Below are 22,044 nucleotides of genomic sequence, written 5' to 3' on the forward strand. Positions count from 1 at the left end.
CCGAGGGGGCTCGGCCGCCTTGGGGCGGCCCGGCGGCGGCCGATGTGGCCTCGACGCTCCACACTGCGCGTCGCCGCTGCCCCTGAGGGGCTCGGCCGCCTTGGGGCGGCCCGGCGGCGGCCGGTAACCTTCGGCCAGCTCCCATGACCTTCGCAGTCCACGGCCTTCCCGTCGCCCGTGGCATTGCCATCGGCCGCGCGGTGCTGGTGGTGTCGAGCCGCATCGACGTGGCCCACTACTTCATCAAGCCCGAAGAGATCGAGACCGAAATCGATCGCGTCCGCACCGCACGCAACGCGGTGGCCGACGAGCTCGCCAAGCTGCAGACCAGCGTCGCGCAGATGGGCCCGAACGACGCGCCGCACGAGCTTGCGGCCCTGCTCGAAGTGCACCAGATGCTGCTGCAGGACGAGGCGCTCACCGGCGGCGTGAAGCACTGGATTACCGACCGCCTCTACAACGCCGAGTGGGCGCTGACCACGCAGCTAGAGATCATCGCGCGCCAGTTCGACGAGATGGAGGATGAGTACCTGCGCGAGCGCAAGGCCGACCTCGAACAGGTGGTCGAGCGGCTGCTGCACCGCATGAAGGGCACGGCCGCGGTGCTCGCGCCCAGCCCGCCGCGCCGCAAGCGCCCCGCCGCCGAGGACGACGATGACCCGACCGCGGGCGACGGCATCGACGCGCCGCTGGTGCTGATTGCGCACGACCTGTCACCGGCCGACATGCTCCAGTTCAAGAAGAGCGTGTTCGCAGGCTTCGTGACCGACGTGGGCGGGCGCACCTCGCACACCGCCATCGTCGCGCGCAGCATGGACATTCCGGCCGTGGTGGGCGCGCGCACCGCGAGCCAGCTGGTGCGCCAGGACGACTGGGTAATCATCGACGGCGAAGCGGGCGTGGTGATCGTCGACCCTTCGCCCATCATCCTGGCGGAGTACGGCTTCAAGCAGCGCCAGGGCGACCTCGAGCGCGGCCGGCTCGCGCGCCTGCGTCACAAGCCCGCGGTCACCCTCGACGGCCAGCGCGTCGAGCTGCTCGCCAACATCGAGATGCCCGAGGACACGGCCGGCGCCATGAAGGCTGGCGCGGTCGGCGTCGGACTGTTTCGCAGCGAGTTCCTGTTCATGGGCCGCGAGTCGCAGCGCCAGACCCGGCTGCCCGACGAAGAAGAGCAATACCAAGCCTATAAGCGCGCAGTGGAAGGCATGCAGGGTATGCCGGTCACCATTCGCACCATCGACGTGGGCGCCGACAAGCCGCTCGACGGCAAGGCGGGCATCAAGCAGGAGCACCTGAACCCTGCGCTGGGCTTGCGCGCCATTCGGTGGAGCCTGGCCGATCCGGCGATGTTCCTCACGCAGTTGCGCGCCATTCTTCGTGCGGCGGCGCACGGCGAAATCCACCTGCTGATTCCCATGCTCGCCCATGCCAGCGAGATCCGCCAGACGCTGTCGCTGATCGAGTTCGCGCGCACCGAGCTCGACAGCCGCGGCGCCGTGTACGGCAAGGTCAAGCTCGGCGCGATGATCGAGATTCCGGCCGCGGCGCTCACGCTCAAGACCTTCCTCAAGTACTTCGACTTCCTGTCGATCGGCACCAACGACCTGATCCAGTACACGCTGGCCATCGACCGCGCCGACGAGGCCGTGGCCCATCTCTACGATCCCGCACACCCCGCGGTGCTGAAGCTCGTGGCCGACACCATTGCCGAATGCCGCCGCCAGGGCAAGGGCGTGGCCGTGTGCGGCGAAATGGCCGGCGACGTGGCCTTCACGCGGCTGCTGCTCGGCCTTGGCTTGCGCAGCTTCTCGATGCATCCCTCGCGCATCCTCGCCGTCAAGCAGGAAGTGCTGCGTGCCGACACCGGCAAGCTCGAAGCGTGGGCCAAGAGCGTGCTCGAGTCGGACGATCCGGCGTCGGTTCTCGCTGGAAACTAGTTCTTCCGGCTTCAATTCGCTCAAAGGCAGGGGCGAAGAGAAATAAAACGAAACACGCCGAAACGGCAGTGAAAGGACTTGTCGCGCCGCGGCAAGCACCATCAGGTCTCCTCTTCCACAACAGAAAGGCCTGAACATGAAAGCTCTCTCCCTCACCCAAATTGTGACCGTCGGCTCCTTCGCTTTGCTCGCCGCCGCCGGCGCCAAGGCTGAAACCTACGAAGGCGTCCAGCCGCTCGCCTCGGCCAAGAGCCGCGCCGAAGTCAACGCCGAAGCCATGCGCACGGCTTCGGCACCCGACCAGAACGTGGTGCGCGGCTCGCGCGGCGCCGAGACCATGGCTACGTCGAGGGACCGCGCCGGCGTTGTCTTCGAAGCCATGCGCACCGCCGCCGCGCCCGACCAGAACGTGACCTCGGGCTCGCGCGTGAACAGCAAGGTCATCTCCACGCTGCAGAACCCGGTCGACGCCCGTGCCGCAGCCGCTGGCAACAGCAACAAGCTTTAAGACCCCGCCGCAGGGCATCCCCTGGGGCCCGCAAGGAACATCATGAAACACTGGATCAAACGCACTCTCTTCGGTTTTGCCGGCCTTGCAGTCGTGGCCGGCAGCATTGCCGGCTGCGGCGGCCATCGGCACGGCTGGGGCAGCGGCGACAGCACGGAGTTCCGCACCAAGATGGTCGAGCGTGTCGGCAGCAAGCTGGAACTCGACGCTACGCAAAAGCAGAAGCTCACCGTGCTGGCGGAGAAGCTGCAGGCGCAGCGCCAAGCCATGCGCGGCGCAGGCGGCGCGGGCGATCCGCGTTCGCAGTTCAAGGCGCTGTTTGCGGGCAACAAGCTCGACCAGGCCGGTGCCGCGCGGCTCGTCGACGAGAAGACCACGGCCGTGCGCAACGGCAGCCCGGAAATCATTGCCGCCGCCGCTGATTTCTTCGACAGCCTGAACGCCGCGCAGCAGCAGAAGGTGCGCGACTTCATGGATCGCGGCGGCCGCCGCTGGGGCCATCGTGGCTGAACTCGATTCATCTCCGGGCTTCGCGCACTTCGTGTCGCCTCGCCAGCCCCTTTCCAGGGGGCGGCATCTGTGGACCGGCGAAGCCGGTTCCACGGTGTCTCGCGAACAAGCGGTCTCGGGCGGTGTGCGCACCCTGCTGCGGCTCGAAGGCGCGGTCGTGCTGGCCGCGGCGGTGGCGGCCTATGCGCAGTTCGGCGTGGGTTGGGGCATGTTCGCGCTGTTGCTGCTCGCGCCCGACCTCGCGGTGCTCGGCTACCTTGCGGGCCCGCGCGCGGGCGCGGCGCTCTACAACGCGGCCCATTCGTACGCCGGCGCGGTGGCATTGCTGGTGCTCGGCGTGCTGGCCGCAATGCCCTGGGCCGTGGCCGGCGGCCTGATCTGGTGCGCGCACATCGGCCTGGACCGGGCGCTCGGCTACGGGCTCAAGTACGGCTCCGACTTTGGCGCCACGCACCTGGGCCGCATCGGGCGGGCCGATCCGTGGTGAGGCACGCACGATGGCGCGCACCACCGTTGGCAATGCAAACAGAAACGACGACAGCGGCGGTGCGATGCCCGCAGGCCTGATCGTCAGCCAATTGTTCGCCAGGAGGCACAATCCCGCCATGCCGCGCATCCTGCTGATCGACGACGACGAACACCTCGCCGCGCCGCTGACCACCTACTTCGCACGCTTTGGCTGCACGCTCGAAAGTGCCGCCCGGCCGAGCGAAGGCTTGGCCATGCTGCGAGCCGGCCACTACGACGCGGCGATCCTCGATGTGATGCTTCCCGAGATGGACGGCTTTGCGCTGTGCCGCGAGATCCGCAAGGAAAACGACATTCCCATCGTGATGCTCACCGCGCGCGGCGAGGTGATGGACCGGGTGGTCGGCCTGGAGCTCGGCGCCGACGACTACGTGCCCAAGCCCTTCGAGCCGCGCGAACTGGTGGCGCGCGTGCAGACCATCCTGCGGCGCCAGCGCAGCACGACGCCTGCTGCGCCTAACGGCAACGGCACGCAGCACCGCGTGTTCGACGGCCTGTCGATCGACCTCGACCGGCGCCAGGTGCTGCGCCATGGCGAGCGCGTCGAGCTGACCGGCACCGAATTCGAACTGCTCGCGCTGCTCGCGGCCGAGCCCGGCAAGGTGTTCAGCCGCGACGACATCCTGAACCGGCTTCGCGGCCACGAAGCCGAGCTGTACACGCGCGCGGTCGACATCGTGGTGAGCCGCCTGCGCAAGAAGCTCGAGCCGCTGGACTGCATCAAGACGCTTCGCAACGCCGGCTATGCGCTGGCCGTGGCGCGCAGCGAGCCCGCATGAGGGCTCGCCGGGGAGGCTTGCGCAACGCCTGGCGCGAAATGACTTGCCGCCGCGCCGAGCTGCGCAGGCAATGGCACGAGCAGTGGCACGAGAAGGTGCAGGGCAAGCGCCGCTGGCGCCGCTCGCTGCGCATCCGGCTCGTGATGATGTTCGTGCTGCTGGCACTGGTCATGGCCGTGGTGTTCATGGGGGGCATGAAGAGATCCTTCTCCACCGGATGGGCCGAGGCCGCCAAGCCGATGCTGATGGACTATGCCGACCGGCTCGTCGCCGAGATCGGCGCGCCGCCCGACATTGCGCGCGCGCAGGCGCTGGTGGCCCGGCTGCCCATCACCATCCGCATCGTGGGGCCCACGGTCAACTGGGATTCCAACCCCGGCGGCAGCAACGGCCGCGGCGGCTGGATGCATGACCGCGACGAGGAGCCGTGGAACGACAAGTGGTTCATCCGTCCCACGGCCGACGGCCACCGCGTGATCTTCGGCTGGGCGCCCAAGCTCTGGAAGCTCGCGCCGCGTGCCGTGGCCTGGGCCACGCTCGGCGCGCTGCTGCTGCTTGTGGTGTTGGGCTATGCCTATGTGAGCCGCCTGTTGCGGCCACTGATCGATATCCGCGAGGGCGCGCAGCGCTTTGGCCGCGGCGAGTTCACGCAGCCCATTCCCGTGCGCCGGAACGACGACCTTGGCGACCTTGCGGAGCGCATCAACACCATGGCCGACGACATCCAGGCCATGCTCGACGCCAAGCGCGGCCTGCTGCTCGCCCTGAGCCATGAACTGCGATCGCCGCTCACGCGCGCCCGGCTCAATGCCGAGCTGCTGCCGGCCACGCCCGAAGGGGCTGCCGAGCGCGAGGCGCTGCTGCGCGACCTGAACGAGATGCGCGACCTGATCAGCGACCTGCTCGAAAGCGAGCGCCTCGCAAGCCCGCATGTGGCGCTGCAGCGAGAGCCGGTCGACCTGGCCGTGCTGGTGCGCGAAATCGTGGCCGAAATGGCCGGCGCGCAGAACGTGCATCTCGACCTGGCGGAAGGCCTGCCGCCGCATGGCATCGACCGCATGCGCATTCGCCTGCTGGTGCGCAACCTGCTGGACAACGCCTTGCGCTACAGCACCGGTGCGCCGCGGCCGCCGTGCGTGTCGCTGCGGGCCGTGGTGGATGGCAAGGTGCAGGGTGTTGAGCTCGAGGTGCGGGACTACGGACCTGGCGTTGACGAAGCGCAGGTCGAGCGGCTCACCGAGCCCTTCTACCGCACCGACGGCGCGCGGGCGCGTGCCACCGGCGGCGTGGGGCTGGGCATGTACCTGTGCCGGCTGATTGCCGAGGCGCATGGCGGCACCTTGACCGTGCGCAACGCGCATCCGGGCCTGCAGATCGTCGTCCGGCTGTAGTTCGCTCGCCGCATTTTTGGGGTGTCGCCTGCGCTACCAAGCGGGGCGGAGTGCGGCGCTACGATGCGCCTCCGTGCCAGCGCCCCGTCAATCCAGGAGACACCATGAGCAGCCCACTTGCCAACCACCAGGTTCGCCTTGCCACGCGCCCCGAAGGCGCGGCCACGCGCGAGAACTGGAAGTTCACGACCGAACCTGTCGGTGAGCCGGCCGAAGGCGGCGTGCTGGTCAAGACGCTGTCGCTGTCGCTCGACCCGGCCATGCGCGGCTGGCTCAACGACGCCAAGAGCTACATCGCACCCGTGGCCATCGACGAAGTGATGCGCGCCGGGGGCGTCGGCCGCGTTGTCGCCTCGAAGAACCCGCAATTCGCGGTGGGCGATGCGGTCTACGGCACGCTTGGCGTGCAGGAATACATCCTCATTCCGCAGGACCAGATCAAGCGCAACGGCCTTGTGAAGATCGACCTGAATGTTGGCACCATCACCCAATGGCTCAACGTGCTCGGCATGCCCGGCATGACCGGCTACTTCGGCCTGATGGACGTGGGCCAGCCCAAGCCGGGAGAAACCGTGGTGGTTTCCGGCGCGGCCGGCGCCGTGGGGCAGACGGTGGGCCAGTTGGCCAAGATCAAGGGTTGCCGCGTGGTCGGCATCGCCGGCGGTGCCGCCAAGTGCGACTGGGTGGTGAAAGAGCTGGGCTTCGACGCCTGCATCGACTACAAGGCCGGCGCGGGTGCGGTGCGCGAAGGCCTCAAGACGCATTGCCCGAAGGGCGTCGACATCTATTTCGACAACGTGGGCGGAGAAATCCTCGACGCGGTGCTGGCACGTCTCGCGCGCAAGGCCCGCGTGATCATCTGCGGCGCCATCAGCCAGTACAACAATGCCAACAGCATGCCGGGCGCCGGCCCCAGGAACTACCTGAGCCTGCTGGTGAACCGCGCGCGCATGGAAGGCATTGTGGTGTTCGACTATGCCGACCGCTTCCACATTGCCGTGGCGGAACTCGCCGGCTACCTGAAGGACGGCCGCATGAAGAGCAAGGAAGACGTCGTGAAGGGGCTCGACACCTTCCCCGAGTCGCTCAACAAGCTGTTTGCCGGGGAGAACTTCGGCAAGCTGGTGCTGCAGGTGGCGGAAGACTGAGCAGGGCTCAGGGCTCGCTGGGCCGCATCGGAATATCGCCCATCGCCTCGTCCTCGCGCAGGCCCCGTGCGGCCTTCAAGGTTTCGATCGACAGGCCGTCGCCGTGGCCGGCAAAGCCCTTGGCAATGCCTTCGAGCACCGTCGAGAGACCGGTCTCGCCGTCTGCGCGGGCGTCCATGCTGATGTTGAGCACGCGGGCCGCCATCTGCCGGTAGGTGATGGCGCCCGCGCCTTGGAGCGCGGCCACCAGGTCGAGGTACAGCGCCAGGTTCAGGTCGAACACCAGCTTGGGGGTGATCTCGAAATTTTCGTTGTTGTTCTTGTTGTCCATGGGTGGGCTCCTTTTTTCCGGAGCTTCCACTCTAGCCATAAAAACGGCGCCAATCCGTCGGACGCGGACGTATTCAGCGCGCGCGTGTGCCCATCACGGCGGCCGAGATGATCAGCGCCGCGGCCAGCGCGATGCTCCAGGTGAGCGGGCGCCCCGTCACCGCCAGAAGCAGCGCGGTGGAGCCCAGCGGCGTGATGTAGCTCAGGATGCCGATCTGCCGCGCATCCCCGCGCTTGAGCGCCATGTCCCAGACGAAGAAGGCCGCACCGAGCGGGCCCAGGCCGCACAGCGCGACCAGCAGCCAGTCCTTGGCGGAGAGCACGACCGAGGCTTCGAGCAGCGCATGGCAAGCCAGCGACAGCACGCCCGAGACCAGGCCGAACAGGCCGATGGCCGAGGTCGGAAACGCGGACACGCGCTTCGTCCACAGCGAATAGCTGGCCCAGATGAAAGCCGAGCCCAGCGCCGGCAGAAAGCCCCAGTACTGCCCCGCGGCGCCCGAGGTGGAAGCGGCGCCTTCGCGGGCGCCGAGAATCGCAATGGCGGCGCCCGCGAAGCCCAGCAAGGCGGCCACCACATGCAGCGGCCGCAGCGACATGCCTGGCAGCAGCACCGGCGCGAGCACCACCATGAAGAGCGGCCACAGGTAGTTCACCAGATTGGCTTCGACCGGCGGGGCATGTCGCAACGCGATGAACAGCAGGAAGTGAAAGCCGAACAGGCCATAGATGCCCAGCGCCAGCGTGCGCGGCGGCACGCGCCAGGCGTTGCGGTCGCGCAGCACCAGCGGCCAGCTCGGAATGCTGCCGATGATCAGCGCAAGGCCTGTGAGCAGGAAGGGCGGCAGGTGCGAAAGCGCCGTGCCCAGCGAAGCGAGCGTGGCCCAAAGCGCGATGGCGATCAGGGCGAGGAGCGTGGGAGACATCGCTCCGAGCTTAAGCGGCCCGGTCGTCGCGCAGCGCCGGTGCATCGTCGCGCGGCGACGATCTTCGGTGCGGCTTAGAAGCTGCCAAGCCTGCGCAATGCCGCGGTGAGCGCGGAGGGCGAGCGGTAGCCCGTGCGGCGCGCCGTTTCGGCCACGCCCACGCCGGCCAGCCGCAGCTCGCGCGCATGCGCGAGCCGCATCGCGCGCAGCCAGTGCATCGCGCTCATGCCTTGCTCGTCGCGGCAGCGCTGCGCGAACTGGCTCGGACTCAGGCACGCCACGCGTGCGAGATCGGCGACGCCCAGCGGCTCATGCCAGCGAGCACGGGCCCAGGCCGCGAGTGCGGTCCAGTCGATGGCGCGGCCGCGACCGTGGGCCGGCGCTGCCGCTCCCCAAGCTTCCAGCAGCAGCGCAGGGCCGTGCTGCAGGGCCAAGGCGGACGCGTGCGGATGCTGCGCGCATTGCGCGAGGTAAACCGCCAAGGCATGCAGCCGCGACGCCTCTGCAGGCGGGTGCCCTGCGCAACGCGCCCACTGGGGCTGGTGGGTATCGAGAATGAGGCATCGGCTGCCGCCGCGGGATTCGAAGTCGTGCCGGTCACCGGGCACCATCACGCGCGACTCGCCGGCGCCAACGCGGGCTCCGCGGCCTTCCACTTCGAGTTCGAGCACGCCCGCCAGGCCGATCAGCACCTGGAAATGGTCATGCGCGTGGCTGCCGCGCGAGTCTCCGTAGTCGCGCAGCGAAAGGCTGCCCGGTTCTGCGTGGAAGCGTGTTGCGGGCGTTTGCATGGGCCGTCGGATTGTCGTTCCGCGCACTGCAGCTGTCACCCCAGCCGCAGCAGCAGCGCCGAAGCCGCGCACACCAGCAGGAACGGAATGCTGATGCGGTGAAACTCGCGCAGGCCGTGCGGCACACGGGCGAGCCGCAGCGCGATCAGGTTGGCCAGCGAACCCAGCACGCAGCCGAAGCCGCCCACGCTCACCCCGGCGGCGAGTGCCGGCAGATCGCGCACATGGCCGTCGAGCAGGATGGCCGCCGGCACGTTGCTGATGAACTGCGATGCGGCAATGGCGGCAAGGTAGGCGCGCCATCCTTCGGTAATCGGCCAATGGTTCAGCAGGGCCACCACGGCGGGCAGTTCGGCCAGCTGGCGCAGGTCCACGAACATCAGCGCAATGATCGCAAGCAGCGCCCAGTCGATGCCGCGCAGCACGCGCGGATACGCCACCAGGAACACGCCGAACACCGCGCCCAGGCCCGCCAGCAGCCAATGCCGGTCGAGCGCGACGACGAAGCCGACGAACAGCACGCCCGCCAATGCCAGCAGGCGCGGCTGCACCGGCGTGGCCTCGGCCTCGGGCTTGAGCGCTATGGGCGTGCGCGGCACCAGCAGCCACACGGCCACGAAGAGCCAGAACAGCATCACCGCCACCGTCGGCCCCATCATGGCCATGAAGGCGAAGAAGCTCTCGCCCGAACGGTGCCAGAGATAAAGGTTCTGCGGATTGCCAATGGGTGTGAGCGCCGAGCCCGCATTCACCGCCAGCGCCTCGAGCACCACGAGCCGCGCGAGCGGCAGGTGCGCCTGGTTGGCGAGCACCCGCGTGAGCGGCACCAGAAGGAACAGGCTCACGTCGTTGGTCACCAGCGCCGAGAGAAAGGACGCGCTCGCGGTCAGCAGCAACGCAAGGCTGCGCTGGTTGTGCGTGCGCGCGAGCAGGCGCTGCGCGGTGGCCTGCAGCATGCCGCTTTTTTCCACCCCCTGTGTAATGGCCAGCAGCCCCGCCAGCGCGCCCACCGTCTCCCAGTCGACCAGCCGCAGCCAGTCCATGGGCGCGCGCGGGCGCATGAAGGCGAACGCCACCGCCACGGCGACCAGCACCCACAGCAGGCCGTTGCCGCCGCCCTGTTCGCCCGGCGGCGTTGCCTTGGCTTCAGCGGCCGACGAGGTCACGCAACTCGCGCTTGAGCACCTTGCCGATCGCGCTGCGCGGGAGCTCGTCGATGAAATGCAGGCGTGCCAGGCGCTGCGTCTTGCCGAGCTGCTCGTTGGTCCATTGCAGCAGCGCGGCCTCGGTGGTGCCGTCGTCCTCGCGTCGCACCACGAAGGCCACCGGCGTTTCGCCCCATTGCTCGGAAGGCACGCCCACCACAGCCACGTCAGCCACCGCCGCATGGGCGCGCACCACGGTTTCGAGATCGCTCGGGTAGATGTTGAAGCCGCCGCTGATGATCATGTCCTTCTTGCGATCGAACAGCGTCAGGAAGCCATCGGCATCGAAGCGCCCGACGTCGCCGGTACGGATGAAGCGCTTGCCGGTGGCGTCGAACCATTCGGCCTCACGTGTCTTGGCGGGCTGGCGGTGGTAGCCGGTCATCATGCCGGCCGAATGCCCCACCACCTCGCCGGCCAGCTCGGTGTTGCCGCGCGGGATTTCATGGCCGTCTTCGTCGATCAGCCGGATGTCGCTGCCCTCGGCCGGGCGACCCACCGTGTGAAGCTTGTCGGGGTTGAGGTGCGCTTCCAGGATGCAGGTGCCGCCGCCCTCGGTCATGCCGTAGAACTCGATCAGCCCGCCCGGCCAGCGCTTGAGCACGTCGGCCTTGAGCGCGGCGTTGAATGGCGCGCTGGTGCTGAACTTGAAGCGGAACGACGAGAGGTCATGCGCATCGAAGCGCGGATGCGCCATCAGCCGCTGGTACTGCACCGGCACCAGCATGGTGTGCGTCACGCGGCGCTGCTCGGCCAGCTGCAGATAGCCGAGCGCGTCGAACTTCGGCATCAGCACCACGCAGCCACCAAAGGCGATGGTGGGAAAGAACACCACCAGCGTGGTGTTCGAATACAGCGGGGTCGACAGCAGCGTGACGGTGTCGGCGCCATACTCGTACTTGGCACCGCGCTGCACATGGGCCCAGCGCATGCCGTGGCCCTGCACGATGCCCTTGGGCTCGCCGGTGGTGCCCGAGGAATAGATGATGTTGAAGGGCCAGGAAGGCTGCGTCTCGACGCCGGTGGGCCGTGCGCCCATGGGTGCCAGCCAGCTCTCCAGGCTTTGGCCGGCGGCGGAGCCGTCGAGCGCCACGCGCGGAATGCCGCCTTCCTTCGCCGGGCCGACAACCTCGGCCGCCGCGGCGTCGGTGAAGAGAATGCGCGCGTTCGCGTCTTCGATCATGCGGGCCAGGCTGGCCGGCGTGGACCCGGGCGCGAGCGGCGCGACCGCCACACCCGCGCGCAGGGCACCGAGAAAGACCGCCGCGTAGTTCACCGACGAAGCCGCGCAAACTGCGATGGCGTCGCCGGGCTCGAGGCCGCCCTGCTGCAGGCTGGCCGCGATGCGGTCCATCAGTGCGTCGAGCGCGCCGTAGCTCAGCGTGTGATGGGCATCCGCCAGGGCGGGGTGGTCGGGCGTGTGTTGCGCATGGAGGCGAACCAGGTCGGCAATGGCGCCGAAATCGCGTTCCATCGCGGCTTGGATGGCGGGGTGCGTTTGCAAAATCGATCCTTCGTCTTGGCCAGACGGCAGGATAGCGAAGAAGCGCCGGACCGGGTGAGCTGCACGCGACGGACTGGTTGCCGCCGTGGCCGCATCAGTTGTTAAACCCCGGCGGCGTGGGCCTGCTGGTCCGCGTGGTAGCTGGAGCGCACCATCGCGCCAACCGCCGCATGGCTGAAGCCCATCTTGTAGGCCTCTTCCTCGAACATCTTGAAGGTGTCCGGGTGCACGTAGCGGCGCACCGGCAGGTGCGAGCCCGACGGCGACAGGTACTGGCCGATGGTCAGCATGTCGATGTCGTGGGCGCGCATGTCGCGCATCACCTGCAGGATCTCTTCGTCGGTTTCGCCCAGGCCCACCATGATGCCGCTCTTGGTCGGCACATCGGGGTGCAGCGCCTTGAACTTCTTCAGCAGGTTCAGGCTGAACTGGTAGTCGCTGCCGGGGCGCGCTTCTTTATAAAGACGGGGTGCGGTTTCCAGGTTGTGGTTCATCACGTCCGGCGGCGCGGCCTTCAGGATCTCGAGCGCGCGATCGTCGCGGCCGCGGAAGTCGGGCACCAGGATCTCGATCTGCGTCATCGGCGAGAGCTCGCGGATGTTCTTGATGCAATCGACGAAATGCTGGCTGCCGCCGTCGCGCAGGTCGTCGCGGTCGACGCTGGTGATCACCACGTACTTCAGGCGCAGCTTGGCGATGGTCTTGGCAAGGTTGAGCGGTTCGTCCTTGTCGAGCGGATCTGGGCGGCCGTGGCCCACGTCGCAGAACGGGCAGCGGCGCGTGCACTTGTCGCCCATGATCATGAAGGTGGCCGTGCCGTTGCCGAAGCATTCGCCGATGTTCGGGCACGAGGCTTCTTCGCAGACCGTGTGCAGGTTGCTTTCGCGCAGGATCTGCTTGATTTCGTAGAACCGGGTGGTGGGGCTGCCGGCCTTCACGCGAATCCACTCGGGCTTCTTGAGCACTTCGCCCTGCTGCACCACCTTGACCGGGATGCGCGAGAGCTTGGCCGCGGCCTTCTGCTTGGCCAGCGGGTTGTAGTTTTCGGCGCTCTGGGCGTCGCGGACGACTTGGGTGGTGCTCATTGGATTGCTAGGGCGTCAGATAGGTGGTGAGCTTCTGGCTCAGGACCCGGGCAGCGTCTTCCCATGTGGTTTGGACCCCGATTGTAGAAAGATCGACCGTTTGCAGCCCCGCGTAGCCGCAAGGGTTGATTCGCGAGAAGGGTTCGAGGTCCATTTCAACGTTGAGCGCCACGCCGTGGTAGGTGGCGTGGCGGCTCACCTTGATGCCCAGCGCCGCGATCTTGCCCAGGCCCCGAAACGGGTCGGCCGCGGGCAGCGGGCCGGTCAGCGCGGCATGGGAGAACGGGTCGTCCAGCCGCACGTAGATGCCCGGCGCGCCCGCCACGCGGTGCCCCGTCACGCCGAAATGCGCCAGCGTGCGCAGCACCGATTCCTCGATGCGGTAGACGTATTCCTTCACGAAATAGCCGGCGCGGCGCAGGTCGATCAGCGGATAGCCCACCGCCTGGCCCGGGCCGTGGAAGGTGACCTGCCCGCCCCTGTCGGTCTGCACCACCGGAATGTCACCGGGGTTCAGGATGTGGTCCTGCTTGCCTGCGATGCCCTGCGTGAACACGGGCGCGTGCTCGCACATCCATAGCGCATCGGGCGTTTCAGCCTCGCGCTCGAGCGTGAACCGCTTCATTGCCGCGAAGGTCTCGGCATAGCCGACGCGACCCAGCCATTGCGCGGCAATGGAGGTGGCGGGTGCGTGTTCTGCGACCGTCATCAGCGCCTTGGTGTCAGAGGACGACCTTGACCGATGGATGCGTCGACAGCGCGCGATACAGGTCGTCGAGCTGCTCGCGGCTGGTGGCGGTCACGGTGATCGTCACGCCCAGGTAGTTGCCCGCCTTGCTGTCGCGCAGCTCGACCGTGGTGGCGTCGAAGGTCGGATCGAAGCGTTCCGCGATCTGCGTGATGGCATGCACGAAGCCGTCGGCCTTGACGCCCATGACCTTGATGGGGAACTGCGAGGGGTACTCGATCAGCGACTCCTTGCGCGGATCGGGAATCGGAGTGCTCGTGTCGGTGGTGCTGTCGGTCATGCGGGGGTCACTCCTTGTTTCTGTGGCTTCTCTGCGTTGCGCTGCTTGGCCTCTTGGTAAGCCGCGTACAAGGCTTGGTAGATGGGGCCGGGGCGGCCATTCCCAATGGCCTGGCCGTCGAGCGTCACCACCGGCAGCACTTCCTTGCTGGCCGACGAGAGCAGCAACTCATCGGCGCCGAACACTTCGTCGCGCGAAACGCGGCGCAGGGCAAATGGAATGCCGCGCTCGGCGCACAGGCGCTCCAGCAGGCCGTAGCGGATGCCGGTCAGCACCAGGTTGTCCTTGGGCGGACCGATGAGTTGGCCGTCCTTGACGATCCACACGTTGCTCGAGGAGGCTTCGCTCAGCCATTCGCCCCTGAACATGACGGTTTCCGCCGCACCGGCTTCCACGCTGATCTGCCGCGCCAGCACCGCGCCCAGCAGGCTGGTGCTCTTGATGTGCGCCTTCTCCCAGCGAAAGTCGGCCGCGGTCACGCAAGCCACGCCCTTGGCGCGCACGGCGTCGGACACCGGCGGCAGCGGATTCACCATCACGAACACCGTCGGGCGCACGCCCTTGGTCATGGCATGATCGCGCGGCGCCACACCGCGGGTAATCTGAAAGTACACGGCCTGGGGCGCATCGCCGCCGGGTTCGGCCAGTCGCATCACGATGTCGCGCCATTGGGCGAGCGTGAGCGGATTGGCAATCTGAAGCTCGGCTAGCGACCGATCGAGCCGCGCCATGTGTTCTTCGAAGCAGAAAGGCTGGCCGCCGTAGACAGGGACGACTTCATAGATGCCGTCGCCGAAAATGAAGCCACGGTCGAGAACGCTGATCTTCGCATCCCGAAGGGCGGTGAACTCGCCGTCGAGGTAGCAGAGCGTGGTGGGGAGAGCGGCAGTAAGAGGGTGCATGCGGGAATTATGGTTGTGTGCGCCAGGTCGGGTTCCGGTCAGCCAACGAGGCCTCGTTTTGCAAACGTGACAGTTCAGGTGGCCGGGCAGGCTGGGTTTCTACTTATAATCAATGGCTTTGTTAAATTCACGGCTGACAACGCGAGCGGCATTCCAATGACAACCAGCGCTCCTGTCTCCGAGATCGATGCTGAAGTCTCCGACTTCAAGCCGCTGACCGCCGAAGAGGCCCAGCGGCTTCGCGAGAAAAATCCCGAAATGTCGCCCTGGTGGGTGATTGGGGCCCAGGTGGCCATGGGAATTCTTGTGGCCGGAGTGGCATGGATGTGGACTCAGCGGCCGGGTGCCGCGGTGTCGGCGTTTTACGGAGCCATGGCGGTAGCGATCCCGGCGGCGTTGTTCGTGCGGGGTGTGCGGCGGGCACGGGGTGCCGTGTCGCAATCTGCTGTCATGCTGCGGTTTTTTGTGTGGGAGTTGATCAAGATCGCGTTGACCGTTGCCTTGCTGGCGGCGGCACCGTGGCTGATCGAGGGCATCAGTTGGCTGGCCTTGTTGGCCGGCGTGGTGGTCGCCATGAAAATGTACTGGGTGGCCCTGTTGGTGCGGCCCGGATTGTTGAACCGGATTTGACTGTTTAAAAAAGAGACGCTGAAAGATGGCCGCCGAAGGACACGCCCCGACCGCGAGTGAATACATCGTTCACCACCTCCAGCACTGGCAAGTTGACTGGAGCCTCAATCCCGTGGTCCAGAAGGCCATCGTCGACTTCAATGTCATCAACCTCGACTCGGTGCTCTATGCGCTGATCGTCGGTGCGCTGGGCTGCTTCGTGCTGTGGCTGGCTGCGCGCAAGGCCACGCCTGGCGTGCCCGGCCGGTTCCAGGCCGCGGTCGAAATGCTCGTTGAAATGGTCGACAACCAGGCCAAGTCGAACATCCACAACGCAAAAAGCCGCAAGTTCATTGCGCCTCTGGCGCTCACCGTGTTCGTCTGGATCTTCCTCTTGAATGCCATGGACATGCTGCCGGTCGACCTGCTGCCCTCGCTGTGGGCCAAGGTCTTCGAGGCAGCCGGACACGATCCGCACCACGCCTACATGCGCGTCGTTCCCACGGCCGACCTGTCCACCACGCTGGGCCTGTCAACCTCGGTGCTGCTGCTGTGCCTGTTCTACAGCATCAAGATCAAGGGCCTGGGCGGCTGGGGCCACGAGCTCATCACTGCGCCTTTCGGTGCGCACCCGGTGCTCTGGCCGATCAACCTGCTGATGCAAGTCATCGAATACCTGGCCAAGACCGTCTCGCACGGCATGCGGTTGTTCGGCAACATGTATGCGGGTGAGCTCGTTTTCATGCTGATCGCGCTCATGGGTGGTGCGATGGCGGCTTCGTTCTCGGGAGTGATGCTGCCCATCGGGCACGTCATTGCCGGTACCGTCTGGGCGATCTTCCACATCCTGGTGATCACGCTTCAGGCATTCATTTTCATGATGCTGACCTTGATCTATCTCGGCCAGGCTCATGAAGCGCATTGAGTTTTCTTTTTTCTTTTCGTTTGCTTTCAATCTGTATTAAGGAGTCATCATGGAAAACGTTCTCGGTCTCGTCGCTCTGGCTTGTGGTTTGATCGTCGGTCTCGGCGCGATCGGTGCTTCCATCGGTATTGCACTGATGGGTGGCAAGTTCCTCGAGTCGTCGGCTCGCCAGCCTGAACTCATGAACGAACTGCAAACCAAGATGTTCATCTTGGCCGGTCTGATCGACGCTGCGTTCCTGATCGGCGTGGCAATTGCCCTGCTGTTCGCTTTCGCCAACCCGTTCATCGCCGCTCTGCCGAAGTAATTTCCGTTCAACGCCACTCCAGAAAGGTGTTGCCGTGAGTATCAACGCGACCCTGTTCGTTCAGGCCATCGTCTTCCTGCTGCTTGTGCTGTTCACGATGAAATTCGTGTGGCCGCCGATCGCGAAGGCCTTGGACGAACGAGCACAAAAGATCGCTGCGGGCCTGGCGGCCGCCGAGAAGGCCAAGGCCGAACTGGCCTCCGCCAACCAGCGTGTCGAGCAGGAACTGGTGGCGTCTCGTAACGAGACCACCAATCGCCTGGCCGATGCCGAGCGCCGTGCCCAGCAGATCATCGAAGAGGCCAAGAGCCGCGCAACCGAGGAGGCCAACAAGATCGTGGCCGCCGCGCGCGAAGAGGCCAACCAGCAGTCCGTGCGTGCGCGTGAGGCGCTGCGCGAGCAGGTGGCCGCACTGGCCGTCAAGGGTGCCGAGCAGATTCTCCGCAAGGAAGTCAACGCCGGCGTTCATGCCGACTTGCTCAGCCGCCTGAAGACCGAGCTCTGAGGACGACATGGCCGAACTCGCGACCATTGCCCGTCCCTACGCCGAGGCGCTGTTCAAGGCGTGCTCCGGCGACCTCGAAGGCACGGCAGGCTGGCTCGACCAGCTGGCGTCCGTCGCCGGCAGCCCGCAGCTCCTGGAGTTCGCGGCCAACCCGAAGGTGCCGCCCGAGCAGGTGTTCGAGCTGATCGCCGGGCTTTCGAAGCAGCCCTTGCCCGATGCGGGCAAGAACTTTCTGCGCGCCGTCATCGACAACGGCCGGTTGGCTGCATTGCCCGAAGTGGCAATCCAGTTCCGTGCCTTGTGCAATGCGCGCAGCGGGGCTGCCGATGCCGTGATCTACAGCGCTTTTCCGATCGACGACGCGGCGCTGCAAGAGGTTGGCGCGGCGCTGGAGCGGCGCTTTGCGCGCAAGCTCACGACGCGGGTCGAACTCGACCCCTCGCTCATCGGCGGCATCCGTGCCGTGGTTGGCGACGAAGTGCTCGACACCTCGGTCAGGGCGCGCCTCGAACAAATGAAAGCGGCGCTGACCGCCTGACGGCGGCCGGCAGCCAGTTGGCCCCATTTACAGAAAGAAGGAAAGAGTCATGCAACTCAATCCCGCAGAAATTTCCGAACTGATCAAGAGCCGCATCGAGGGTCTCGGCGTCAGTGCCAACATCCGCAATGAAGGCACCGTGGTGTCGGTGACCGACGGCATCGTGCGCGTGCACGGCCTGTCCGACGCGATGCAAGGCGAAATGCTCGAATTCCCGCCGAGCGCTGACGGCACGCCGTCGTTCGGCCTGGCGCTGAACCTCGAGCGCGACTCGGTCGGCGCCGTGATCTTGGGCGAATACGAGCACATCTCCGAAGGCGATACGGTCAAGTGCACCGGCCGCATTCTGGAAGTGCCGGTCGGCCCCGAGCTCATCGGCCGCGTGGTGAACGCACTGGGCCAGCCGATCGACGGCAAGGGTCCGATCAACGCCAAGATGACCGACGTGATCGAAAAGGTCGCCCCGGGCGTGATCGCCCGCAAGTCGGTCGACCAGCCCCTGCAAACCGGCCTGAAGTCCATCGACTCGATGGTGCCGATCGGCCGCGGCCAGCGCGAGCTGATCATCGGCGACCGCCAGACCGGCAAGACGGCCGTGGCCATCGACGCGATCATTGCCCAGAAGGGCCAGGGCGTGACCTGCATCTACGTCGCGATCGGCCAGAAGGCTTCGTCGATCAAGAACGTGGTGCGCGCGCTCGAGCAAGTGGGCGCCATGGACTACACGATCGTGGTGGCCGCATCGGCCTCCGAATCGGCAGCCATGCAATACGTGTCGGCCTACTCGGGCTGCACCATGGGCGAGTACTTCCGCGATCGCGGCCAGGACGCGCTGATCGTCTATGACGACCTCTCCAAGCAAGCCGTTGCGTACCGCCAGGTGTCGCTGCTGCTGCGCCGCCCGCCAGGCCGCGAAGCCTACCCCGGCGACGTGTTCTATCTCCACAGCCGTCTGCTCGAGCGCGCCGCGCGCGTCAACGCCGACTACGTGGAAGCCTTCACCAAGGGTGAAGTCAAGGGCAAGACCGGCTCGCTCACCGCGTTGCCGATCATCGAAACGCAAGCCGGCGACGTGTCCGCTTTCGTGCCGACCAACGTGATCTCGATCACCGACGGCCAGATCTTCCTGGAAACCAACCTGTTCAACGCAGGTATCCGCCCCGCCATCAACGCCGGTATCTCGGTGTCGCGCGTGGGTTCGGCGGCCCAGACCAAGATCATCAAGGGCCTGTCGGGCGGTATCCGTACCGACCTCGCGCAGTACCGCGAGCTGGCTGCGTTCGCGCAGTTCGCCTCCGACCTGGACGAAGCCACCCGCAAGCAGCTCGACCGCGGTGCCCGCGTGACCGAACTGCTGAAGCAGGCTCAGTACAGCCCGCTGCCGATCTCGCTGATGGGTGCCACGCTGTTTGCCGTGAACAAGGGTTTCATGGACGACCTGGACATCAAGAAGGTTCTGTCCTTCGAGCACGGCCTGCACCAGTTCCTGAAGACCAGCCACGGCCCCCTGCTCGACAAGATCGAGCAAGCCAAGGCGCTCGACAAGGACGCCGAGGCCGAACTGACGAGCGCGATCACCGCGTTCAAGAAGTCGTTCGCCTGATCGACCTGACAAGGAGCCCCCATGGCAGCTGGTAAGGAAATCCGCGGCAAGATCAAATCGGTGGAAAACACCAAGAAGATCACCAAGGCCATGGAAATGGTCTCGGTCTCCAAGATGCGCAAGGCGCAGGAGCGCATGCGCGCCGCGCGCCCCTACAGCGAGAAGATTCGCAACATCGCGGCCAACCTGGGCCGTGCAAACCCCGAATACGTTCACGCGTTCATGAAGACGAACGAGGCCAAGGCCATCGGCTTCATCATCGTGACGAGCGACAAAGGTCTGTGCGGCGGCTTGAACACCAACCTGCTGCGCGCCGTGACCACCAAGCTGCGCGAAGCGCAGGCGGCCGGCACGGCCATAGAGTCGGTGGCCATCGGCAGCAAGGGCCTGGGCTTTCTGAACCGCATCGGCGCCCGCGTGGTCGCGCACGTCACCCATCTGGGCGACACGCCTCACCTGGACAAGCTCATCGGCCCGGTCAAGACGCTGCTCGACGCCTATGCCGAAGGCAAGCTGTCCGCGGTGTACCTGTGCTACACGAAGTTCATCAACACCATCAAGCAAGAGCCGATCGTCGAGCCCCTCCTTCCGCTCGCGGCCGAATCGCTGCAGGTCGGAGAGGGCCAGCACTCGTGGGACTACATCTACGAGCCCGATCCTGAAAGCGTGATCGATGAGCTGCTGGTGCGCTATGTGGAGTCGCTGGTCTACCAGGCCGTGGCCGAGAACATGGCGTCCGAGCACTCGGCCCGCATGGTTGCGATGAAGGCTGCAACCGACAACGCCGGCAATGTGATCAGCGAGCTCAAGCTGGTCTACAACAAGACCCGTCAGGCCGGCATCACCAAGGAACTCTCCGAGATCGTCTCGGGCGCGGCGGCAGCCGCGGGCGTGTAAGCCAGTTTCACGGTCGTCCCCCTACAAACAATTTTTATCGGAGCACACATGGCTCAAGCAAACGCAGTGCAAGGCAAGATCGTTCAATGTATCGGCGCTGTGGTCGACGTGGAGTTCCCGCGCGACCAGATGCCGAAGGTCTATGACGCTTTGAAGTTCGAAGGCAGCGCGCTGACCCTCGAAGTCCAGCAGCAGCTCGGCGACGGCGTGGTGCGCACCATTGCGCTCGGCTCGTCCGACGGCCTGCGCCGCGGCCTGATCGTGACCAACACGGGCGCGCCCATCACCGTGCCGGTCGGCAAGGCCACGCTGGGCCGCATCATGGACGTGCTTGGCGCGCCCATCGACGAGCGCGGCCCGGTCGGCCAGGAGCTCACCGCTTCGATCCACCGCAAGGCACCCGCATACGACGAACTGTCGCCCTCGCAAGACCTGCTGGAAACCGGCATCAAGGTGATCGACCTTGTTTGCCCGTTCGCCAAGGGCGGCAAGGTGGGCCTGTTCGGCGGCGCCGGCGTGGGCAAGACCGTGAACATGATGGAACTCATCAACAACATCGCCAAGGCTCACTCGGGTCTGTCGGTGTTCGCCGGTGTGGGTGAACGTACCCGCGAAGGCAACGACTTCTATCACGAGATGGCCGACTCCGGCGTCGTGAACCTCGAGAAGCTCGAGGATTCGAAGGTGGCCATGGTCTACGGCCAGATGAACGAACCCCCGGGCAACCGCCTGCGCGTGGCGCTGACCGGCCTGACCATTGCCGAGTCGTTCCGCGACGAAGGCCGCGACGTGCTGTTCTTCGTGGACAACATCTACCGCTACACGCTGGCCGGTACCGAAGTGTCGGCTCTCTTGGGCCGTATGCCTTCCGCCGTGGGCTACCAGCCGACGCTGGCCGAAGAAATGGGCCGCCTGCAAGAGCGCATTACCTCGACCAAGGTTGGCTCGATCACCTCGATCCAGGCCGTGTACGTGCCGGCCGACGACTTGACCGACCCGTCGCCCGCCACCACCTTCGCCCACCTGGACTCCACCGTGGTGCTGTCGCGCGACATCGCTTCGCTCGGTATCTACCCCGCCGTGGACCCGCTCGACTCGACCTCGCGCCAGCTCGACCCGAACGTGGTCGGCGAAGAGCACTACAACGTGGCCCGCGCCGTTCAAGGCACGCTGCAGCGCTACAAGGAACTGCGCGACATCATCGCAATTCTGGGCATGGACGAACTCGCACCGGAAGACAAGCTTGCCGTGGCCCGCGCCCGCAAGATCCAGCGCTTCCTGTCGCAGCCGTTCCACGTGGCCGAAGTGTTCACCGGCTCGCCTGGCAAGTACGTGCCGCTGGCCGAAACCATCCGCGGCTTCAAGATGATCGTGAACGGCGAAGCCGACCACCTGCCGGAACAAGCGTTCTACATGGTCGGTACGATCGACGAGGCTTTCGAGAAGGCCAAGAAGGTCGCGTAAAGCGGCGCATTCGACCGTCTGGCTTCGTTGCCGTGCTCGCCGTACTTCTGTACGGCTGTGCGCGGCGCCTCACCAGCCGACCGACTGCTTGCTTTCCGAAGTTCTCCATAGAACGGCAAAGGAAAAAAGATGGCAAACACCATTCACGTCGACGTGGTCTCCGCAGAAGAGTCGATCTTCTCGGGCGAGGCCAAGTTCGTCGCGCTGCCCGGTGAAGCCGGCGAGCTCGGCATCTATCCGCGCCACACGCCGCTGATCACGCGCATCCGCCCGGGTGCAGTGCGCATCGAAACGGCCGACGGCGGCGAAGAGTTCGTCTTCGTGGCTGGCGGCATTCTCGAAGTGCAGCCCGACACCGTCACCGTGCTGTCCGACACCGCCATTCGCGGCAAGGACCTCGACGACGAAAAGGCCAACCAGGCCAAGGCCGCCGCCGAGGAAGCGCTCAAGAATGCCAAGAGCGACATCGACATTGCCATGGCGCAATCCGAACTCGCCGTCATGGCTGCCCAGATCGCGGCGCTTCGCAAGTACCGCCAGAAGAAGTAAATACCGCGGCAGCCCCCACAGGGCTCCGCCAGAAGAAAGCCGCCTCCGGGCGGCTTTTTTTCGTCCGCAAAG

General features: G+C 66.1%; 25 protein-coding genes. 16 read left to right on the top strand and 9 right to left on the bottom strand.

The window, feature by feature from the left end; all coding sequences use genetic code 11:
- Positions 1-143: 143 nt before the first annotated feature.
- The 7 genes from ptsP to V9L20_RS23350 all read left to right on the top strand — a co-directional run bounded on the left by ptsP (position 144) and on the right by V9L20_RS23350 (position 6,804).
- Positions 144-1,940 carry a phosphoenolpyruvate--protein phosphotransferase gene (gene ptsP / locus V9L20_RS23320; RefSeq protein WP_337298419.1) on the top strand — a complete coding sequence of 599 codons (1,797 nt, stop codon included), beginning with the start codon at positions 144-146 and terminating at the stop codon, positions 1,938-1,940.
- Between the two features lie 136 nt (positions 1,941-2,076).
- Positions 2,077-2,448: a DUF4148 domain-containing protein gene (locus V9L20_RS23325; RefSeq protein ID WP_258502683.1), complete on the top strand. Its 372-nt coding sequence runs from the start codon at positions 2,077-2,079 to the stop codon at positions 2,446-2,448.
- A 42-nt stretch (positions 2,449-2,490) separates the two neighbouring features.
- Positions 2,491-2,958 carry a Spy/CpxP family protein refolding chaperone gene (locus V9L20_RS23330; protein WP_258502682.1) on the top strand — a complete coding sequence of 156 codons (468 nt, stop codon included), beginning with the start codon at positions 2,491-2,493 and terminating at the stop codon, positions 2,956-2,958.
- Between the two features lie 94 nt (positions 2,959-3,052).
- Entirely contained in the window at positions 3,053-3,445 is a 393-nt protein-coding gene (locus tag V9L20_RS23335; protein WP_337298420.1) for a DUF4260 domain-containing protein, read from the top strand.
- 118 nt (positions 3,446-3,563) lie between these two features.
- Positions 3,564-4,265 carry a response regulator transcription factor gene (locus V9L20_RS23340; RefSeq protein ID WP_258508149.1) on the top strand — a complete coding sequence of 234 codons (702 nt, stop codon included), beginning with the start codon at positions 3,564-3,566 and terminating at the stop codon, positions 4,263-4,265.
- A gap of 38 nt (positions 4,266-4,303) precedes the next feature.
- Positions 4,304-5,656 carry a HAMP domain-containing sensor histidine kinase gene (locus tag V9L20_RS23345; RefSeq protein WP_337298421.1) on the top strand — a complete coding sequence of 451 codons (1,353 nt, stop codon included), beginning with the start codon at positions 4,304-4,306 and terminating at the stop codon, positions 5,654-5,656.
- Between the two features lie 104 nt (positions 5,657-5,760).
- A complete protein-coding gene (locus tag V9L20_RS23350; protein ID WP_337298422.1) occupies positions 5,761-6,804 on the top strand; it encodes an NADP-dependent oxidoreductase in 1,044 nt (347 codons plus the stop codon).
- Positions 6,805-6,811: 7 nt separating this feature from the next.
- On the opposite strand, the gene V9L20_RS23355 is transcribed toward V9L20_RS23350, so the two are convergent.
- The 9 genes from V9L20_RS23355 to V9L20_RS23395 form a co-directional block, all read right to left on the bottom strand.
- Positions 6,812-7,135 (bottom strand): hypothetical protein, encoded by a 324-nt coding sequence (locus V9L20_RS23355; RefSeq protein ID WP_126749130.1) that lies wholly within the window; start codon positions 7,133-7,135, stop codon positions 6,812-6,814.
- Between the two features lie 73 nt (positions 7,136-7,208).
- The gene (locus tag V9L20_RS23360) at positions 7,209-8,060 is read right to left on the bottom strand and encodes a DMT family transporter (RefSeq protein ID WP_337298423.1); all 852 of its coding nucleotides are present in this window, start codon (positions 8,058-8,060) and stop codon (positions 7,209-7,211) included.
- Between the two features lie 74 nt (positions 8,061-8,134).
- Complete coding sequence (locus tag V9L20_RS23365; RefSeq protein ID WP_337298424.1) at positions 8,135-8,851, bottom strand: AraC family transcriptional regulator; 717 nt, start codon at positions 8,849-8,851, stop codon at positions 8,135-8,137.
- A 35-nt stretch (positions 8,852-8,886) separates the two neighbouring features.
- The gene (locus V9L20_RS23370; RefSeq protein ID WP_337298425.1) at positions 8,887-10,017 is read right to left on the bottom strand and encodes an SLC13 family permease; all 1,131 of its coding nucleotides are present in this window, start codon (positions 10,015-10,017) and stop codon (positions 8,887-8,889) included.
- Positions 9,998-11,530: a class I adenylate-forming enzyme family protein gene (locus V9L20_RS23375; protein WP_337298426.1), complete on the bottom strand. Its 1,533-nt coding sequence runs from the start codon at positions 11,528-11,530 to the stop codon at positions 9,998-10,000. The genes V9L20_RS23370 and V9L20_RS23375 overlap by 20 nt, the downstream gene beginning before the upstream one ends.
- Positions 11,531-11,661: 131 nt before the next feature.
- Positions 11,662-12,645, bottom strand: coding sequence for a lipoyl synthase (gene lipA / locus V9L20_RS23380; RefSeq protein ID WP_337298427.1), 984 nt, complete (start codon positions 12,643-12,645; stop codon positions 11,662-11,664).
- A gap of 7 nt (positions 12,646-12,652) precedes the next feature.
- Positions 12,653-13,354 carry a lipoyl(octanoyl) transferase LipB gene (gene lipB / locus V9L20_RS23385; protein ID WP_337298428.1) on the bottom strand — a complete coding sequence of 234 codons (702 nt, stop codon included), beginning with the start codon at positions 13,352-13,354 and terminating at the stop codon, positions 12,653-12,655.
- Positions 13,355-13,367: 13 nt separating this feature from the next.
- On the bottom strand, positions 13,368-13,673 hold the full coding sequence (locus V9L20_RS23390) for a YbeD family protein (RefSeq protein ID WP_258502666.1): 306 nt from the start codon (positions 13,671-13,673) through the stop codon (positions 13,368-13,370).
- Positions 13,670-14,575 carry a D-amino acid aminotransferase gene (locus V9L20_RS23395; RefSeq protein WP_258502665.1) on the bottom strand — a complete coding sequence of 302 codons (906 nt, stop codon included), beginning with the start codon at positions 14,573-14,575 and terminating at the stop codon, positions 13,670-13,672. Before V9L20_RS23395 ends, V9L20_RS23390 begins: the two co-directional genes overlap by 4 nt.
- Before the next feature lie 156 nt (positions 14,576-14,731).
- Here V9L20_RS23395 and V9L20_RS23400 point away from each other — a divergent pair, with 156 nt between their 5' ends.
- From V9L20_RS23400 to V9L20_RS23440, 9 genes are all read left to right on the top strand, one after another.
- Complete coding sequence (locus V9L20_RS23400) at positions 14,732-15,205, top strand: ATP synthase subunit I (protein WP_258502660.1); 474 nt, start codon at positions 14,732-14,734, stop codon at positions 15,203-15,205.
- 25 nt (positions 15,206-15,230) lie between these two features.
- Positions 15,231-16,109 (top strand): F0F1 ATP synthase subunit A, encoded by an 879-nt coding sequence (gene atpB, locus V9L20_RS23405; RefSeq protein ID WP_126749120.1) that lies wholly within the window; start codon positions 15,231-15,233, stop codon positions 16,107-16,109.
- 49 nt (positions 16,110-16,158) lie between these two features.
- Positions 16,159-16,416 carry a F0F1 ATP synthase subunit C gene (atpE, locus tag V9L20_RS23410; protein WP_124958928.1) on the top strand — a complete coding sequence of 86 codons (258 nt, stop codon included), beginning with the start codon at positions 16,159-16,161 and terminating at the stop codon, positions 16,414-16,416.
- A gap of 34 nt (positions 16,417-16,450) precedes the next feature.
- Complete coding sequence (locus V9L20_RS23415; protein WP_157616184.1) at positions 16,451-16,921, top strand: F0F1 ATP synthase subunit B; 471 nt, start codon at positions 16,451-16,453, stop codon at positions 16,919-16,921.
- A gap of 7 nt (positions 16,922-16,928) precedes the next feature.
- Positions 16,929-17,459 (top strand): F0F1 ATP synthase subunit delta, encoded by a 531-nt coding sequence (locus V9L20_RS23420; RefSeq protein WP_337298429.1) that lies wholly within the window; start codon positions 16,929-16,931, stop codon positions 17,457-17,459.
- Positions 17,460-17,508: 49 nt separating this feature from the next.
- Positions 17,509-19,062, top strand: coding sequence for a F0F1 ATP synthase subunit alpha (gene atpA / locus V9L20_RS23425; RefSeq protein WP_126749117.1), 1,554 nt, complete (start codon positions 17,509-17,511; stop codon positions 19,060-19,062).
- 21 nt (positions 19,063-19,083) lie between these two features.
- Complete coding sequence (atpG, locus tag V9L20_RS23430) at positions 19,084-19,959, top strand: F0F1 ATP synthase subunit gamma (RefSeq protein ID WP_258502655.1); 876 nt, start codon at positions 19,084-19,086, stop codon at positions 19,957-19,959.
- A 48-nt stretch (positions 19,960-20,007) separates the two neighbouring features.
- Positions 20,008-21,423: a F0F1 ATP synthase subunit beta gene (gene atpD / locus V9L20_RS23435; RefSeq protein WP_126749115.1), complete on the top strand. Its 1,416-nt coding sequence runs from the start codon at positions 20,008-20,010 to the stop codon at positions 21,421-21,423.
- Between the two features lie 129 nt (positions 21,424-21,552).
- Positions 21,553-21,972, top strand: coding sequence for a F0F1 ATP synthase subunit epsilon (locus V9L20_RS23440; RefSeq protein WP_126749114.1), 420 nt, complete (start codon positions 21,553-21,555; stop codon positions 21,970-21,972).
- The last annotated feature ends 72 nt before the right edge of the window (positions 21,973-22,044 follow it).

Source organism: Variovorax sp. CCNWLW225 (assembly GCF_037204045.1).
GTDB lineage: Bacteria > Pseudomonadota > Gammaproteobacteria > Burkholderiales > Burkholderiaceae_C > Variovorax.

Coding starts and splice junctions, on each gene's coding strand:
- ptsP (WP_337298419.1), top strand. CDS start 144: ATGACCTTCGCAGTCCACGGCCTTCCCGTCGCCCGTGGCATTGCCATC.
- V9L20_RS23325 (WP_258502683.1), top strand. CDS start 2,077: ATGAAAGCTCTCTCCCTCACCCAAATTGTGACCGTCGGCTCCTTCGCT.
- V9L20_RS23330 (WP_258502682.1), top strand. CDS start 2,491: ATGAAACACTGGATCAAACGCACTCTCTTCGGTTTTGCCGGCCTTGCA.
- V9L20_RS23340 (WP_258508149.1), top strand. CDS start 3,564: ATGCCGCGCATCCTGCTGATCGACGACGACGAACACCTCGCCGCGCCG.
- V9L20_RS23345 (WP_337298421.1), top strand. CDS start 4,304: ATGACTTGCCGCCGCGCCGAGCTGCGCAGGCAATGGCACGAGCAGTGG.
- V9L20_RS23350 (WP_337298422.1), top strand. CDS start 5,761: ATGAGCAGCCCACTTGCCAACCACCAGGTTCGCCTTGCCACGCGCCCC.
- V9L20_RS23355 (WP_126749130.1), bottom strand. CDS start 7,135: ATGGACAACAAGAACAACAACGAAAATTTCGAGATCACCCCCAAGCTG.
- V9L20_RS23360 (WP_337298423.1), bottom strand. CDS start 8,060: ATGTCTCCCACGCTCCTCGCCCTGATCGCCATCGCGCTTTGGGCCACG.
- V9L20_RS23365 (WP_337298424.1), bottom strand. CDS start 8,851: ATGCAAACGCCCGCAACACGCTTCCACGCAGAACCGGGCAGCCTTTCG.
- V9L20_RS23375 (WP_337298426.1), bottom strand. CDS start 11,530: ATGGAACGCGATTTCGGCGCCATTGCCGACCTGGTTCGCCTCCATGCG.
- lipA (WP_337298427.1), bottom strand. CDS start 12,645: ATGAGCACCACCCAAGTCGTCCGCGACGCCCAGAGCGCCGAAAACTAC.
- lipB (WP_337298428.1), bottom strand. CDS start 13,354: ATGACGGTCGCAGAACACGCACCCGCCACCTCCATTGCCGCGCAATGG.
- V9L20_RS23390 (WP_258502666.1), bottom strand. CDS start 13,673: ATGACCGACAGCACCACCGACACGAGCACTCCGATTCCCGATCCGCGC.
- V9L20_RS23395 (WP_258502665.1), bottom strand. CDS start 14,575: ATGCACCCTCTTACTGCCGCTCTCCCCACCACGCTCTGCTACCTCGAC.
- V9L20_RS23400 (WP_258502660.1), top strand. CDS start 14,732: ATGACAACCAGCGCTCCTGTCTCCGAGATCGATGCTGAAGTCTCCGAC.
- atpB (WP_126749120.1), top strand. CDS start 15,231: ATGGCCGCCGAAGGACACGCCCCGACCGCGAGTGAATACATCGTTCAC.
- atpE (WP_124958928.1), top strand. CDS start 16,159: ATGGAAAACGTTCTCGGTCTCGTCGCTCTGGCTTGTGGTTTGATCGTC.
- V9L20_RS23420 (WP_337298429.1), top strand. CDS start 16,929: ATGGCCGAACTCGCGACCATTGCCCGTCCCTACGCCGAGGCGCTGTTC.
- atpA (WP_126749117.1), top strand. CDS start 17,509: ATGCAACTCAATCCCGCAGAAATTTCCGAACTGATCAAGAGCCGCATC.
- atpG (WP_258502655.1), top strand. CDS start 19,084: ATGGCAGCTGGTAAGGAAATCCGCGGCAAGATCAAATCGGTGGAAAAC.
- atpD (WP_126749115.1), top strand. CDS start 20,008: ATGGCTCAAGCAAACGCAGTGCAAGGCAAGATCGTTCAATGTATCGGC.
- V9L20_RS23440 (WP_126749114.1), top strand. CDS start 21,553: ATGGCAAACACCATTCACGTCGACGTGGTCTCCGCAGAAGAGTCGATC.